The following is a 14,994-nucleotide window of genomic DNA, read 5'->3' as shown; positions in this document are numbered from 1 at the left end:
GGTTGTTTACGGGCGCTCTACCGCCAGCGCCACGCCCTGCCCGCCGCCGATGCACAGCATCGCCAGCCCCTTGTTCACCCCGCGGCGCTGCATTTCGTACAACAGCGACACCAAAATGCGGCAGCCGGACGCGCCGATCGGATGCCCCAGCGCGATCGCTCCGCCGTTGACGTTGACCCGCTCCGCCTCCCAGCCCAGTTCTTTGCCCACCGCCAGCGCCTGCGCGGCAAAGGCTTCGTTAGCTTCGATCAGATCGACCTCCTCCAGCCGCCAGCCGGCTTTCTTCAGGCAGCGGCGCGCGGCCGGCGCCGGGCCGATGCCCATGATCGCCGGATCCACGCCCGACGAAGCGTAACCGGCGATGCGCGCCAGCACCGGCAAGCGCAGTGCGGCGGCTTTTTCCGCGCTCATCAGCAGCACCACGGCGGCACCGTCGTTGAGCGACGAGGCGTTGCCGGCGGTCACCGTGCCTTCCTTGCGAAACGCCGGGCGCAGCCGCGCCAGCGCCTCCAGGCTGGTGTCGCGCGGCTGTTCGTCGTGCTTAACAAGCAACGCCTCACCCTTCGGCTTCGGCACCGTCACCGGCGTGATCTCCTGCGCGAAACGCCCGGCCTGCTGCGCCGCCTGCGCCTTCTGCTGCGAGCGCAGCGCAAAGCTGTCCTGCTCGGCGCGGCTGATGGCGTATTTCTCCGCCAGGTTCTCGGCGGTGATACCCATGTGGTAGTCGTTGAAGGCGTCCCACAGGCCATCGTGGATCACGCTGTCCACCATCTGCGCGTGACCGAGGCGCAGGCCGGCGCGCGCACCGGCCATCAGGTAAGGCGACTGGCTCATGCTCTCCTGGCCGCCGGCGATCACCGCCTCGGCGTCGCCGCTGCGGATCGCCTGCACCGCCAGATGCACCGCCTTCAAACCGGAGCCGCACACCTTGTTGATGGTCAGCCCCGGCGTCGTCACGGGCAGCCCGGCATTCAGCGCGGTCTGGCGCGCCGGATTCTGCCCGCAGCCGGCGCTCAGCACCTGGCCGAGGATCACTTCATCGATCTGCTGCGGTGCCACGCCGCTTTGTGCCAGCAGCCCCTGCACCACCGCCGTGCCCAGTTCCACCGCCGTCAGCGGCGCCAGCGCGCCGTGAAAACTGCCGACCGGCGTGCGCGTTGCCGCCACGATCACCACTTCACGTTGTTGCACATTCACCTCCCGATTCAGAAACGCATTTCCGGCACTTGCTCCGGCACGATCAGCCGGCCGGCGGTTTTGGCGACAATCTCCGCCACGCTGACGCCCGGCGCGCGTTCGCGCAGCACGAAGGCGCCGTCTTCAATTTCCAGATAGGCCAGATCGGTCAATACCTTGCGGATGCAGTTGGCGCCGGTCAGCGGCAGCGTGCAGCGCGGCAGCAGCTTGGACTCGCCGCCTTTCGCGGCGTGGGTCATCACCACGATGATGTTCTCCGCCCCCGCCACCAGATCCATCGCACCGCCCATGCCCTTGACCATCTTGCCGGGGATCATCCACGAGGCGATGTTGCCCTCGACGTCCACTTCAAACGCCCCCAGCACGGTCAGATCGACGTGGCCGCCGCGGATCATGGCGAACGACTGCGCCGAATCGAAGATCGACGCGCCGAGGCGTGCGGTGACCGTCTGCTTGCCGGCATTGATCATGTCTGCGTCCAGCTGCTGCTCGGTCGGGAACTCGCCCATCCCCAGCAGGCCGTTTTCCGACTGCAGCATCACGTCCATGCCCGCCGGCACGTAGTTGGCCACCAGCGTCGGGATGCCGATGCCCAGGTTGACGTAGTAACCATCCCTCAGCTCTTGCGCCACGCGCTGCGCCATTTGTTCACGGGTAAGCATGCGAATTCTCCTTATGCCCGCAGGGTGCGTTGTTCGATACGCTTCTCGAAGGTGCCCTGGATCAGCCGATCGACGTAGATGCCGGGGGTGTGGATCGCCGCCGGATCCAGCTCGCCCGGCGCGACGATCTCTTCCACTTCCACCACCGTGATGCGCCCGGCGGTCGCCATCAGCGGATTGAAGTTCTGTGCGGTGTGGCGGTAGATGACGTTGCCGAAGTGATCGGCCTTCCAGCCTTTAACGATGGCGAAATCGCCGGTGATGGCGGTTTCCATGATGTAAGGGCGGCCGTTGAACTCGCGCACCTCTTTGCCTTCGGCGATCGGCGTGCCGTAACCGGTGGCGGTGAAGAACGCCGGGATACCGGCGCCGCCGGCGCGGATCTTCTCCGCCAGCGTGCCCTGCGGCGTGAGATCCACCTCCAGTTCGCCGCTGAGCGCCTGCTGCTCGAACAGCGCGTTTTCGCCGACGTAAGATCCCACCACCTTGCGGATCTGCTGGGTTTCCAGCAGCCGCCCGAGGCCGAACCCGTCGACGCCGCAGTTATTGGAGACCACCGTCAACCCGCGCACGCCGCGCCGGCGGATCTCTTCGATCAGGTTTTCCGGAATGCCGCACAGGCCAAAGCCGCCCGCCAGCACCGTCATGTTGTCCGTCAGGCCTGCCAGCGCTTCCTGGTAGCTGCCGACGCGTTTGTCGAGCCCTGCCATATCGTTGCCCCTGCATGTTGCGGCGCAGGGCGAAATGCCCTGGCTTGCGTGAGGGCATCTTCAGGTCACAAAAATGATTTGTTAATTTTGTTTTTATGCCGCATTCATTTAGAATTTTTATTAATCAGTCGTTAGCCGACAATTAACAAAGAGTTAACGCCAGCCAAAATGAAAATGAGCATCAAACAGTTACGCGCGTTTTTAGCGGTAGCTCACACTCTGAACTTCGCCCAGGCCAGCGAGCGGCTGAATATTTCTCAGCCGGCGCTCAGCCTGGCGATCCGTGGGCTGGAAGACGCGCTGGGCGGGCCGCTGCTGCTGCGCACCACCCGCCGGGTGACGCTGACGCCGGAGGGCGAAACCTTCTTCCCGATGGCGCGCCAGCTGCTGGCGGATTGGGATAACGCGGAAGAGGCAATGCGCCAGCGCTTCACCCTGCAGATGGGCAAGGTGGCGATCGCCGCCATGCCGTCGTTCGCCGGCAACCCGCTGCCGCCGATCCTCAAGGCGTTTCGCGATCGTTACGCCGGCATCAACGTGGCGGTGCACGACGTCATCAACGAGCAGGTGTTTGAAATGATCCGCGAAGGGCGGGTGGAGATGGGCATCGCCTTCGAACCGGAGCCGAGCGACACCCTGCACTTCACCCCGCTGTGCCGCGATCGCTTTCTGGCGGTGGTGCCGAAGGATTCGGCGCTGGCGCGCAAGGCGCAGGTAAGCTGGAAAGAGCTGCTGACGCTGGATTTCATCACCCTGCAGCGGCCATCGGCGGTGCGGCTGCTGCTGGAGCAGGAGCTGGCCCGCAGCGGGCGAACGCTGGAGGTGGCGTTTGAAAGTCACCAGCTGGTGACGGTCGGGCGCATGGTGGCCAACGGCCTCGGCGCAAGCGCGGTGCCGGCGCTGTGCGAGAAACAGATGGATGAGCTGGGGGCGGTCTGCGTGCCGCTGATCGGCCCGATCATCGAACGGCGCGTGGGCCTGATCCGCCTGGCGCAGCACCAACTCTCATCCGCCGCGCAGGCGCTGGCGACGGTGATCGAACGGGAAATGGCGGGGAGTGGCGCACAGCCTGCGCTTAAACCGTAAACCCGACGTGCTTGCCGCCCGGCAGCTCAACGTCCAGGCGCAGCGTGCCGCCCATCGCTTCCACGTAGCGTTTCAGGGTCGAAATCTTCAGCTCATTGCCGCGCCCTTCGATGGCCGCGACAGAAGGCTGGGAAATGCCCAGCGTTTTCGCCAGTTCCTGTTGGGAAATATTCAGCGCTTCCCGCAGCTGGTGCAGGTGCGCTTCAAACAGCATCTCTTCGGCCATTTCCTCGATGCGCCGGCGGCTCTCCGGGGTGCGGGAGGCCAGCAGTTGCTTTAAGGTGCTCATGGGTTACTCCTTGAAATAACACATCAAATATTGGGTGAACTGCGCATCCGCGATGGGCAGCATCACTTTATAAAACCGCTTCTCATTACCCGTTTTGTCGCCCGCACACAGCACAATCGCCTGCCGCGCCGGATCAAAGGCGAAAAAAGCGCGAATCGGCCGCCCTTTGTGCTGAATACGCAGCTCTTTCATGTTGGAATGCAGCGAGCCTTTCAGCACGTCGACAAAAGGCCGCCGAAGAGAAGGCCCTGCACGCTCGAGCATCACCAGCGCGGCCAACACCTTTTCCTGCGTCGATTCATCCTGTTCACAGAGCCACCGATCAAACTCTTCCGTTGTCATTACCGTCCACATGGCATCTCCTGATTATAGAGTACAATCTATGACAAGACGATAGACCGGAATATATAATTTTCTCCAGACCGCCGTTGGCGTTTTGCCTGGCAGCTCGAAAAAACAGTGGTGATTGCCTTGCGGCTTGAGCATGGAATGCGACGAGATACGGGAACAGCGGAATCAGTATCGGCCAGAGAAGAAAACATGCGGATTTGACGAGGCATTAAAGCACGCAACCCGGCGTTTTTATTTTTGAATATATATAAAAGAAATAAAATAATTTTTCATATCAATCAATAGATTGCACCCAGCATCCATTTGCCTTTCCATCTTGTGAGCGAACGCAAAAGATTGTGACAAAGTGGGTTAATCATGTCTGAACTTTCGCTATGGTGTTTTTTTCATGTTTTAACGGATTAAAACCATGGCCACAACTCAAGGAAACGCCAGAAAAATTACGGCCGATGAACACCGATTTTATCTCTCTTTGCTATGCGCACTGCTACTGAACGGCTGTCAATCCACTCACCCCTGGTACCGTCCGTTGGATGTCTCGCTCAAAGACAATCAACCTTGCTTTGCAGTGCCTATCAACAGCGTTCGCAGCGGCGACAGCCTGCAAAACCGGGGAATGATCGTCTCACGACAGGAACAACAGCAATGGCATATCGTCTGGACCTCACCAGAAGTCACTCCGTTGCCTGACCTGAAACCAGGACAATGCGTCACTTATCCGCAGGTAAACTGGGCTGCGGGAGAATACTCGGTCTTGCTCGGCGTCTCGATGAATAACGATACGGAAAGGCGTAAATACATGAGAACATTTACTTTAAGCATCGAGCGTAATGGAAAGACACTATTACGTAGCGATCATTAAGCTACCCATCGTTGCATTTTCAGATGATTCTCCGATCGAGAGCGTGAGCCAGAACCTGTTACCACCCTGTAGAAAATGTTAAGTTTCCTAAAAATAAGGAGGCTTTTCGACATGGAACAGAAGTCCAGCAGCATCGCACCGGGCTATTGCATCGCCCAACAAACCGGCCCGCTCGCCTTCCACGCTAACTACCTGTTCGGTGGCAAGCCATCGGAAGCGGCACGCTTTTTTATGCAGCTCAATGCCGATACGCCGCTGGTTCAACCGGGGCAAATGCTGATCGTCGCCGATCCGCGCAATCATCATCAATCTACGCAGATCGCCGCCCTGATGCAGGCCAAGAGCCGCACCAGCAAAGCGGTGAAAGCCGGTGACAGCGATTTCTCTACCTTCTTGCATCGCAATTACGCCGCTATCGCCGCCTTCACCAGCTATGGGGAAACGGTCGTCGGGCTGGCTTCGGATGCCGGAGAACGCTACTTCAGTCAGATCAAAAATATCCTGGTCGAAATTGAAAAAACCTACCAAAATCAGTTCCGCACGAGTGGCGCTTTGATTGGCACTCAGTTTCAGGTGGAACGAGCGCGGCTGTTCGGTACATTAAAACCGTTACTGAATCGCCTTACTCGTGCTCAACTCAATATGAAAGAGTATGCGCAAATCAAACACGCGCTGGGGCTCTCCAGTAAATCGCTGGTGCATGAATGGAGTACCGCTGGCGTCGGTGCCATCAAGGGCTATTCGAACTACGTCGACAGCGCCAGCCGTGCGGCCAAGTTTATGAAAGCCGGCGGCTGGATCGGCATCGGATTGAGCGGGCTGAATACCACCAACGACGTCTACAATGCCTGCACCACCGGCCGCGAACAGGAGTGCGCCAAGATCGCGGTGAAGGGGTACAGTCATTTTGCGGCAAGTACTGCGGCGGGGATTTTGGGGGGTGAAGGTGGTGCGATGTTAGCAATGACAGCTTGTAGTATCGTCTTAGGCGCCTCCACATTTGGTACCGGTATTTTAGCTTGTGGTATAGCAGGCGCTGCTCTGGGTGGCGCAGCTGGCAGTTGGGGTGGCGGTGCAGCCGCCGACAGCATTACTGGTTTCATTTTTGGTGAATAATGAAAATCGCTATCGTTCTGTTCTTCACTCTGACATTGATTAGTGCCCTGGTTCAGTACTTTTACTATCGGCGCTATAAAGACGAATTTTCTAAATTCTATCAACGCTATGTGCAAAGCACCCACCCCCTGCCTCCATTTGTCATCTTCGCGGATAACCTTGGTTTGCTCGGTGTATCTATCAAAGCGCAATGGTTCCGTTGGATATTGAATGGCAGAAAAATAAAGATAGGGAAAAACGCTTTTCTGAGCCCAAAAACCTACGAATTCGTGAATGAAAACACATCTCAACGCCTCAAAAACTGGCTTCGAAAAGACTTCATCTTAAGCGTGCTGAAAATGGGGTGTTTAGCGTTGATGTGTATCTTTGCTTTTTTGAGTAAGGCATAACGCCCCTTGAACCTTAGCCGGTGGCTTATGAAAACAGCATCACTTATTGCAGCCGTGCTGCTCTTACTTTGTTGGCTTGTTCAATATATTTACTCTCGTCGCTATAAACGTGAGTTCGATGTTTTTTATCAACGCTATACCCAACAGGGCCACTTTGTCCCTGCTCACGTCGCGATTGCCGATGGCCTTGGCTCTTTAGGTACTTCCATCAAAGTCCAATGGTTCAGATGGATCCTTTGCGGCAAGAAAATCAAGGTGAAGAAAAACCAATATCTTCCCGCCAAGACCTATGAATTTGTTCGTCTTTCATCATCTGAACGCTTGCAGACCTGGATGAAAAACAACGGCACGCTTTTGGCGCTGGAAGGCGTGCTCTTCATCATGGCATTGATCTTTATGATGATAGCGAGAATATCGTGATTCAGGCTACTCAATGAAAACCCTTGTCATATTATGCTTAACGCTGCTGGTTTTAAGCGCCTTCATCCAGTTCATTGGTTACCGTCGCCATAAAAAAGAGTTTGACGCTTTCTATCAACGTTACGCCGGCAGCGGACATTTTATTCCGCCCTACGTCGCCTTTGCCGATAGCCTCGGCATGCTTGGAACCTCATTGAAAGCACAGTGGTTTCTTTGGATTCTGAAAAGGAAAAAAATAAAAATAAAGGATCAAGTTTGGCTCGATGCGAAAACCTACGATTTCGTGCAAAAAACAGCCTCTCCTGAGCTACAGAAGTGGCTGGCGATGGATTTTATACTTTTGCTCGTAGAGGCCGTTATTATCGCCGTGGGCTGTATTTTTATTTACCTCATCAAGCATCAAGGTTGAGCAGACGCGTTGCTCCCCTCCACCGCCTGCACCGCCGCCTTCTGCGTGGCGCGCTGATATAAGCACAGCTCCCTGCCCGGCTTGTTTTTCATAAACGGCTGCGGGTAGCGCCCGCCGATAAACAGCGCCGAATAGCCGACGTCATCGCCGTAGTGAACGATCGCCCCTTCCACCCTGGCGTTTTTTAGCCCGCTGGCTTTCAGGCAGGCGGCGCGCATCGCCCGCTCGCTCTCGGCCCACGCCTGTGGGGAAGACGCGGTGGCGTTGAACGCGGCCAGCGCGGCGATAAGCAGCCCTATTTTCTTCATCGTTATCTCTCCTTCCACGGCCCGTCTCGCCAGTATAGACCGTGCCGGCGCGGCCAACCCGCCAACGCCGCCGTACTCTTTACGGCATTTTTATTCCGCGCCCCGTTAACGTTACGGCGTTTTTACAGACAGTTTTTGCCGCCGCAGATACCCTTTTCACATCGCCGCTATGGCCTCACAAGAGAGTTGTCCCATGCGTTTATCCCTGCCTCTGGCCGTGATCGGTCGCCGTTCTGGAGCGCGCCATGCATGCTAATATCATCGGCTTCAATCCGCTGCTGGCGGAGCTACCCGTTTCGCCAACGCGCGCCTTCCACAAAGAGCTGGAACACTACCTGCAGCGCTATCCGCAGACCGAACAGCTGGATATTTATCTGCACGATCTGAACGGCCAGCTGCGCGGCAAGCGGCTGCCGATCGCCGAAGCCTTTGGGCTGGAGAAAGGCTGCTACTTCCCGCTGTCGATCTACGCCCTGGATCTGCACGGCCGGGTGATTGAAGAAAGCGGGCTGGGGCAACGGGCGGGCGAGCCGGACCGTCTGTGCCTGCCGGTGCCCGGCACGCTGCGCCCCTGCGCGCGCGATCCCGAACGCCACGCCCAACTGCTGCTGACGATGCAAAACGCCGACGGCGGCGCCTGCGAGCTGGAGCCGCGCGTGGTGCTGCAACGGGTGCTGAAGCGCCTGCACGAGCGCAACTGCTTCCCGGTGGTGGCGGCCGAACTGGAGTTCTACCTGCAGGATCCGCAGCATCCCGCCGAGGCGGAAACCTGCCCAACGCAGAGCTTCGCGGTGGATGCGCCGGAACGTCACCATGCGCTGCTGAGCGACATCGAACGGCACGCCCGCCTGCAAAACCTGCCGTTGACCGGCGTGGTGGCCGAAGCCGCCTCTGGCCAGTACGAGCTGAATCTGCATCACAGTCGGCGTGTGCTGGAAGCCTGCGACCAGATCATGGCGCTGAAACGCCTGACGCGGCAGATTGCCGAGCAACATCACCAGCACGCCTGCTTTATGGCCAAGCCCTGCGCCCACGCCGCCGGCAGCGGGCTGCATTTCCACATCAGCCTGCAGGACGAGCACGGCGAGAACCTGCTGACCGGCGCGCCGGGCGAACTGAGCGACAACATGCAGCAGGCGATGGCAGGCATGCTGGCGCTGATGCCGGCGTCGATGGCGATCCTGGCGCCCAACATCAACGCGTTTCGCCGCTTCCGCCCTGGCATGCACGTGCCGCTGCGCGCTTCCTGGGGCCACAACAACCGCACGGTGGCGCTGCGCCTGCCCTGCGCCGACAGCGCCAACCAGCGCATCGAATACCGCCTGGCCGGCGCCGACGCCAACCCCTACCTGGCGCTGGCGGTGATGCTCGGCGGCCTGCTGCACGGGCTGGAACACCCGCTGCCGCTGCCACCCGCCGCCAACGGCTGCGAGAGCGACAACGCCGCGCCCTTGCCGCTCGGCCAACAGGAGGCGCTGGCGCTGTTCCGCCACAGCGATCCGCTGCGTGAGCTGCTCGGCCCGGCGTTTTGCACCCTGTGGCACACCTGCAAAAGCGCCGAACTGCGCCGCTTCGAGGAACAGGTCACCGCCGCCGAACTCGGCTGGATGCTGTAACCACCCGGTTCATTAACCTAAGGATAATCATGAATATGCAATCGCAACGGGCGCCCGTACAGCCGCTGCTCTGCTGGCGCAAAGGCGTTTTTCATATCAGCACCGATCGGCAGCTGTTGGATATCGAGGCGATCCAGCGTTTCCTCAGCCTGCCGGATCGGGCGGCGGCCGAGCGCCTGGTGCACCACGGCCTGTGCTTCGGGCTGTATCGCAAGCGCCACCTGCTCGGCTTCGCCCGCATGGTGACCGATTACGCCACCTTCGCGTCGGTGAGCGAACTGTTCGTCAGCGCCGAATACCGCGGCGTCGGGCTGGGAAGCTGGCTGACGCGCTGCTGCCTGGCGCATCCGGCCTTGCGCGGCCTGCGCGTCACGCTGCCCGCGCTGCAGGCGCCCTGGCGCGCCGATGGTTCCGCGCACGCCCTGCGCGCCCTTCACTGATAAGGAGGCCCCCATGTCTCGTTTGGTGCTGATTTCCAACAAGCAGTGCGACGGTAAGGATCTGGCCTGCGCCGGCCAGACGCTGGCGGCCGACGCCGAACCGGGACTGTGGCTCGGCTGGAACGGCGACGTGCAGAATTTCGCACAGCGCCCGATCAGTTGCCGTCAAGGCACCGGTTACGATCAGGTGACCTTTCCGCTGTCGATCGAGGAGTTTCGCCGTCACTATCAGGGCTATTACCACGACGGCCTGTGGCCGGTGTTCCACAACCAGCCGGAGAAGGCGCACTTCACGCCGGAAAACTACCGCGCCTACCGGCAGCTGAACCGCCGTTTTGCCGATATCGCCTGCGAGCACCTGTGCCCCGGCGACATCGTCTGCATCGACGACTACCAGCTGCTGCCCTGCGCCCAGGCGCTGAAGGAGCAAGGGCTGCTGAACGCCTGCGCGTTCTTCTTCCACCTGCCGTTCCCGTCGGCGGCGCTGCTGCGGCGCATCCCGGAACATCGCCAACTGATCGCTTCGCTGCTGTTCTACGATCTGATCGGCTTTACCACCACGGACGATCGCAACGCCTTTCTCAGCTGCCTGGCGGCCGAGTTCCCGCTGGAGATGCTGCCCGACGATCAGATCCAGGCCAACGGGCATCTGTTCGCCACCGGCATTTTCCCCGCCGGCATCAACGGCAGGCAGGTTTATTGATTTACGGCGGCGCGCCCCCTTCAGGCGCGCCGTTTTATTTCGCCGCGATTTATTTTTACCGCCTTTATTGCCATCACCATGCGTTATTTCATTTTCCGGATATAGCGATTAAAAAATGAATATTCATCCTGTTACATATCAACCGTAAAAACCCTATTCCACCAATTGCTTTTTATTAGTGAAACACATTACCCTCTCCCTGCCATATTTAAACCGAGGAGGGCCCCATGGGCGATGAAAGTTTTAGTTTTACGCTAATGCTATTGGGCGTCTTTCAGTAATGCCATCCAGGTTGCATTCTGAAAGACACGGAATGCGGCAACTGCTCCCCTTCTGACGGCCTTTCCCGCTCTGCCGGCCCACCCATCGCCCCGCTGCGAAAACAACGTCTGTCTCAACCGCTACGGCGGTATTTATCTGGTGTCGCCGGGCATATTCCCCGAGCGCCGACGGATTTCTTATGGGAAAAATAAGGTATTGCGTTATGCAAAATAACCGGGGTACATCTATTTTCAGAAAGTCTTATTTAAACGACTTTATCGTTATCGCCATCGGTGTTTTTTTCATTGCCTTTTTTATTCGTGCCTGGGGTGACATGCACGGTGACTTCAATGAACAAAACGTCTCTGCCATCAGTCTTGATGCCTGGAACCTGCTTTATTATTCGCTCAGAACCAGCATGCGCTTTCTCCTCGGCATGGCCTGGTCGCTGCTGTTTTCTGTGGTATTCGCCGTGCTGGCCGCGCGCTATACGCCGCTGCGCCGGGTGATCCTGCCCTTCGTCAACTTTATGGAGTCGGTGCCGCTGGTGGGGTTCCTGACCTTCACGACCGTGTATTTTCTCAACCTCTACCCGCACAGCGTGATGGGGCTGGAGTGCACAGCCATCTTCGCGGTGTTTACCGGCCAAGCCTGGAACATGATGCTGACGCTGTATCAGACGCTGCGCATCGTGCCCAAGGAGCTGGATGAAGCCGCCCGCAGCTTCAATTACAACCCGTGGCAACGCTTCTGGCGGCTGGAGTTCATCTATTCGGTGCCGGGCCTGCTGTGGAACGCCATGGTGTCGCAATCCGCCGCCTGGTTCGCCCTGGTGGCCTCCGAAGCCATTCCGGTCGGCGATCGCTCGGTCGAACTGCCCGGCGTCGGCTCCTACATCGCCGAAGCGCTGGCGCAGCAGAACGTGCCGGCGATCCTGTATGCGATCGTCGCGCTGGCCGCCAACATCGTGCTGCTCGATCAGCTGGTTTTCCGTCCGCTGGTGCGCTATACCGCGCGCTTCAAATACGAAGACGTCACCACCAGCCGGCCGCTCGGCAATCCGTGGTTCTACAACAGCCTGGCCTTCTCGCACGTCGGCGCGGCGCTCGGCCGCACGCTGCGCGCGCTGGCTGACCTGTGGCTGTTCAAGCTGCCGCGGCTGTGGTACGCCCTCGGCCTGCACCGCCTGTTCAGGCTCGCCGCCAAGGGGAACTGGCTGTGGCGCAGCCTGTGGTATCTCGGCGTGGTGCTGGCCTGCGTCTGGTTCGGTTACCGGCTGTGGGAATACTTCCCCAAACAGTACTTCGCGATGCTGCCGGAATGGATGCTGCTCACCACCGCGCGCGTGGCCGCGGCCATGCTGCTCAGCGTGGCGATCTTCACGCCGCTGGGGGTGTGGATCGGCATGAATCCGCGGCTGGTGAAGATCTTCCAGCCGATCATCCAGATCCTGGCGGCCATTCCGCCCAACATTTTCTACCCGCTGATCGCCGCCTTCATCGCCATTTATCATCAGGATCTCGGCTGGTGGGCCATCCCGATGATCATGCTGGGCACCCAGTGGTACGTGTTGTTTAACGTGATCGCCGGCGTTTCCGCCATTCCGACGCAGATCACCGAGGTCAGCGAAACCTTCGGACTGCGCCGCTTCCGCTGGTGGCGCTACTACATGCTGCCGGCGATCTTCCCCTACATCGTGACGGGCATCATCTCCGCCGCCGGCGGCGCCTGGAACAGCGCCATCGCCGCCGAGGTGATCCAGTGGGGCAGCACCACCCTCAGCGCCACCGGGCTGGGCGCGTTCATTTCCGTGGTCACCGACGCCGGCAAGAACCCGGAGTCTGCGCTGGGCTGCGCCGCCATGTGCGCGCTGGTAGCGCTGTGCATCATCTTCGTCTGGCAACCGCTGTATCGCATCGCGGAAACCAAATTCAAATATGACTGATCAAGGGGGAACCACATGGTGACTCAAGACGTGATTATCAGCGCCCGCCGGCTGAACAAGACGTTTATCGGCGAAAACAAGCGCCCCAAACCCGTGCTGCGCGACGTGACGCTGACCGTGCACGCCGGCGAGTTCGTCACCATTCTGGGGCAATCCGGCTCGGGCAAGTCCACGCTGCTGCGCATGCTGGCCGGGCTGATCCCAGCGGACAGCGGCACGCTCACGCTGGCGGGCAAACCGGTCGACGGCCCGAGCACCAACGTCGGCATGGTGTTTCAGTCGTACGCGCTCTATCCCTGGCTAACGGTGTACGACAACATCGCCTTCGGGCTGCTGGCGCAACGGCTGCCGCCGCAGACGATCGCCGAGCGGCTGGGAGCGCTGCTGCGCCTGGTGGGCCTGACCGGCTATGAGCACGCCTGGCCGCGCGAGCTCTCGGGCGGCATGCGTCAACGGGTGGGCTTCGCCCGGGCGTTGGCGGTAGAGCCCGACCTCTTGCTGCTGGACGAACCCTTCTCCGCCCTCGATATCTTTACCGCGCAAAAACTGCGGGGCGACCTGCTGGCGCTGTGGGGAGACAACCGGCTGCGCACGCGCGCCATGGTGATGGTGACGCACGACGTCGAAGAAGCGGTGCTGATGTCCGATCGGGTGCTGATCCTGGACGCAACCAGCAAACGGATCGACGACGAATTCAGCGTCAACCTCCCGCGTGCGGCGCGCAACCGGGAAAGCCTGCGGCACCTCACCGATCGGATCCGCAGCTGTCTGTACAAAAAAATCGCGCAAGCGCAATCGGCCGGTTAACGGCCCTGTTTTCATCCACTTGGGGAACTGAAATGAACCATAAAAGCGTGCTGATGACGCTGCTCATCCTGCTGCCGGCCGCCGCCAGCGGCGCGGAAATCGTCAATAAAGACGGCAATAAACTGGATCTGTACGGCCAGCTGAACGGCGTGCATTACTTCAGCAGCGACGCCGACAATAACGGCGACCGCTCCTATACCCGCTTCGGTTTCAAAGGCGAAACGCAGATCGGCGACGCGCTGACGGGGTATGGCCAATGGGAATATCAGGCCGGGCTCGATCAGCCGGAAAGCGCCGGACCGGGCGACAGCTATACCCGCCTGGGCTTTGCCGGATTGACGTTCGGCCCCTGGGGCAGCCTGGATTACGGCCGCAACTACGGCCTGCTGTATGACGTGGCCGGCTGGACGGACGTGCTGCCTGAATTCGGCAACGACAGCTACGAAGCGGCCGACAACTTTATGACCGGCCGCGCCAACGGCCTGCTGACCTACCACAACCGCAGCCTGGGCGGTCTGGTCGACGGCCTGGATCTCGGCCTGCAATATCAGGGGAAGAATCGGGGGGACGACGCTCAACGGGCGAAGGATATCCAGACGCAAAACGGCGATGGCTACGCCTTTTCCGCCACCTACGACACCGGCGTGGGGCTCAACGTTGGCGCCGCCTACGCCAACTCTGCGCGCACGCTGGCGCAACAGCGCTTCGGCCTGGCTGACGGCGATCGCGCCCGGGCCTGGACGCTGGGGCTGAAATACGACCAGGACAACCTCTACCTGGCGGCAAGCTACGCGCGCACCGAGAACATGACCTACGTCGACGGCGATCGCTACGCCGGCTTCGCCCCTCGCGCGGACGCTATTGAGGCGGTCGCGCAGTATCACTTCGATTCCGGCGTCACGCCCTCGCTGGCCTACCTGCAAACGCGCGGTCGCAACCTGCCCGGCATTGGCGACGCCGATCTGGTCAAATACCTGGATCTGGCACTGAATTACAGCTTCAACGCCAACATGTCGACCTACGTAGAGTACAAACTCAACCTGCTGCAACGGCAGAACGCCGTCGGCGCCGGCGCCGACGACATTGTCGAAACCGGCATCATGTATCAGTTCTGATCCCCATCCCGGCCGGAGGGCGCTCTCCGGCCGGTTCATGATTTAACTTTCGTCCGCCCCCTTATTCTCTCGTTTAACTCAGGTTTATATTTCCATAAAATGATGCCTATATTCATTCTGGCACTTTCTGTTTACGCCCCGTTTAATGAATAAAGAAAATCTTTCCCGCATTCATATTAAATTACATTTTGCCGCCATAATTCGGCGTAACCACATTGAATAACAGGCTATGGCACGCGTATTATGGCCACACGAAAAATAACGGGAGAATGATATGGACGGCGACAGTTGGTTGTTTATTTTATTGT

At 59.5% G+C, this 14,994-nt stretch carries 18 protein-coding genes; 12 read left to right on the top strand and 6 right to left on the bottom strand.

The window, feature by feature from the left end; genetic code table 11:
• Nucleotides 1-6: 6 nt before the first annotated feature.
• From ACJ8QI_RS15620 to ACJ8QI_RS15610, 3 genes are read right to left on the bottom strand one after another with little or no spacing between them, the layout of a single operon-like run.
• Entirely contained in the window at nt 7-1,191 is a 1,185-nt protein-coding gene (locus ACJ8QI_RS15620) for an acetyl-CoA C-acetyltransferase (RefSeq protein ID WP_442532785.1), read from the bottom strand.
• Between the two features lie 14 nt (nt 1,192-1,205).
• Entirely contained in the window at nt 1,206-1,859 is a 654-nt protein-coding gene (locus ACJ8QI_RS15615; protein WP_025305151.1) for a CoA transferase subunit B, read from the bottom strand.
• Between the two features lie 11 nt (nt 1,860-1,870).
• Complete coding sequence (locus tag ACJ8QI_RS15610) at nt 1,871-2,569, bottom strand: CoA transferase subunit A (protein ID WP_049212496.1); 699 nt, start codon at nt 2,567-2,569, stop codon at nt 1,871-1,873.
• Nucleotides 2,570-2,737: 168 nt separating this feature from the next.
• Between ACJ8QI_RS15610 and ACJ8QI_RS15605 the strand changes: the two genes are divergently transcribed.
• Complete coding sequence (locus tag ACJ8QI_RS15605; protein ID WP_063991524.1) at nt 2,738-3,655, top strand: LysR family transcriptional regulator; 918 nt, start codon at nt 2,738-2,740, stop codon at nt 3,653-3,655.
• Here ACJ8QI_RS15605 and ACJ8QI_RS15600 read toward each other — a convergent pair.
• Both ACJ8QI_RS15600 and ACJ8QI_RS15595 read right to left on the bottom strand, forming a co-directional pair.
• Nucleotides 3,645-3,944 (bottom strand): helix-turn-helix domain-containing protein, encoded by a 300-nt coding sequence (locus tag ACJ8QI_RS15600; RefSeq protein WP_019453270.1) that lies wholly within the window; start codon nt 3,942-3,944, stop codon nt 3,645-3,647. The two genes, ACJ8QI_RS15605 and ACJ8QI_RS15600, sit on opposite strands and share 11 nt — an antisense overlap.
• A gap of 3 nt (nt 3,945-3,947) precedes the next feature.
• Nucleotides 3,948-4,298, bottom strand: coding sequence for a type II toxin-antitoxin system RelE/ParE family toxin (locus ACJ8QI_RS15595; protein ID WP_060440839.1), 351 nt, complete (start codon nt 4,296-4,298; stop codon nt 3,948-3,950).
• A 406-nt stretch (nt 4,299-4,704) separates the two neighbouring features.
• Here ACJ8QI_RS15595 and ACJ8QI_RS15590 point away from each other — a divergent pair, with 406 nt between their 5' ends.
• The 5 genes from ACJ8QI_RS15590 (at nt 4,705) to ACJ8QI_RS15570 (ending at nt 7,491) form a co-directional block, all read left to right on the top strand.
• Nucleotides 4,705-5,157 (top strand): putative T6SS immunity periplasmic lipoprotein, encoded by a 453-nt coding sequence (locus ACJ8QI_RS15590; RefSeq protein ID WP_442532784.1) that lies wholly within the window; start codon nt 4,705-4,707, stop codon nt 5,155-5,157.
• 111 nt (nt 5,158-5,268) lie between these two features.
• The gene (locus tag ACJ8QI_RS15585) at nt 5,269-6,273 is read left to right on the top strand and encodes a hypothetical protein (protein WP_442532783.1); all 1,005 of its coding nucleotides are present in this window, start codon (nt 5,269-5,271) and stop codon (nt 6,271-6,273) included.
• On the top strand, nt 6,273-6,662 hold the full coding sequence (locus ACJ8QI_RS15580) for a hypothetical protein (RefSeq protein WP_084826902.1): 390 nt from the start codon (nt 6,273-6,275) through the stop codon (nt 6,660-6,662). Before ACJ8QI_RS15585 ends, ACJ8QI_RS15580 begins: the two co-directional genes overlap by 1 nt.
• Before the next feature lie 27 nt (nt 6,663-6,689).
• Nucleotides 6,690-7,082 (top strand): hypothetical protein, encoded by a 393-nt coding sequence (locus ACJ8QI_RS15575; RefSeq protein WP_123893274.1) that lies wholly within the window; start codon nt 6,690-6,692, stop codon nt 7,080-7,082.
• Between the two features lie 13 nt (nt 7,083-7,095).
• Nucleotides 7,096-7,491, top strand: a complete 396-nt coding sequence (locus ACJ8QI_RS15570; RefSeq protein WP_442532782.1) for a hypothetical protein — start codon at nt 7,096-7,098, stop codon at nt 7,489-7,491.
• Here the strand turns inward: ACJ8QI_RS15570 and ACJ8QI_RS15565 are convergent.
• Nucleotides 7,482-7,799, bottom strand: a complete 318-nt coding sequence (locus ACJ8QI_RS15565) for a hypothetical protein (protein ID WP_089186802.1) — start codon at nt 7,797-7,799, stop codon at nt 7,482-7,484. The genes ACJ8QI_RS15570 and ACJ8QI_RS15565 overlap by 10 nt on opposite strands.
• A gap of 245 nt (nt 7,800-8,044) precedes the next feature.
• Between ACJ8QI_RS15565 and ACJ8QI_RS15560 the strand changes: the two genes are divergently transcribed.
• The 6 genes from ACJ8QI_RS15560 to ACJ8QI_RS15535 all read left to right on the top strand — a co-directional run bounded on the left by ACJ8QI_RS15560 (nt 8,045) and on the right by ACJ8QI_RS15535 (nt 14,686).
• Nucleotides 8,045-9,415: a glutamine synthetase family protein gene (locus ACJ8QI_RS15560; protein ID WP_197762754.1), complete on the top strand. Its 1,371-nt coding sequence runs from the start codon at nt 8,045-8,047 to the stop codon at nt 9,413-9,415.
• A gap of 29 nt (nt 9,416-9,444) precedes the next feature.
• A complete protein-coding gene (locus ACJ8QI_RS15555) occupies nt 9,445-9,855 on the top strand; it encodes a GNAT family N-acetyltransferase (protein WP_060440842.1) in 411 nt (136 codons plus the stop codon).
• A gap of 13 nt (nt 9,856-9,868) precedes the next feature.
• Complete coding sequence (locus ACJ8QI_RS15550; RefSeq protein ID WP_087762978.1) at nt 9,869-10,558, top strand: trehalose-6-phosphate synthase; 690 nt, start codon at nt 9,869-9,871, stop codon at nt 10,556-10,558.
• A 595-nt stretch (nt 10,559-11,153) separates the two neighbouring features.
• Nucleotides 11,154-12,764: an ABC transporter permease gene (locus ACJ8QI_RS15545; protein WP_204275924.1), complete on the top strand. Its 1,611-nt coding sequence runs from the start codon at nt 11,154-11,156 to the stop codon at nt 12,762-12,764.
• A gap of 15 nt (nt 12,765-12,779) precedes the next feature.
• Nucleotides 12,780-13,571 (top strand): ABC transporter ATP-binding protein, encoded by a 792-nt coding sequence (locus ACJ8QI_RS15540; protein ID WP_060435450.1) that lies wholly within the window; start codon nt 12,780-12,782, stop codon nt 13,569-13,571.
• Between the two features lie 32 nt (nt 13,572-13,603).
• Nucleotides 13,604-14,686, top strand: coding sequence for a porin (locus ACJ8QI_RS15535; protein ID WP_070915075.1), 1,083 nt, complete (start codon nt 13,604-13,606; stop codon nt 14,684-14,686).
• Nucleotides 14,687-14,994 lie beyond the last annotated feature (308 nt).

The sequence above is a fragment of the Serratia sp. CY84636 genome, assembly GCF_052166245.1.
Taxonomy (GTDB): Bacteria; Pseudomonadota; Gammaproteobacteria; order Enterobacterales; family Enterobacteriaceae; genus Serratia; species Serratia nevei.
The sequence above is the reverse complement of the archived record's forward strand: the minus strand, read 5'-3'. Positions and strand labels throughout refer to the sequence as shown.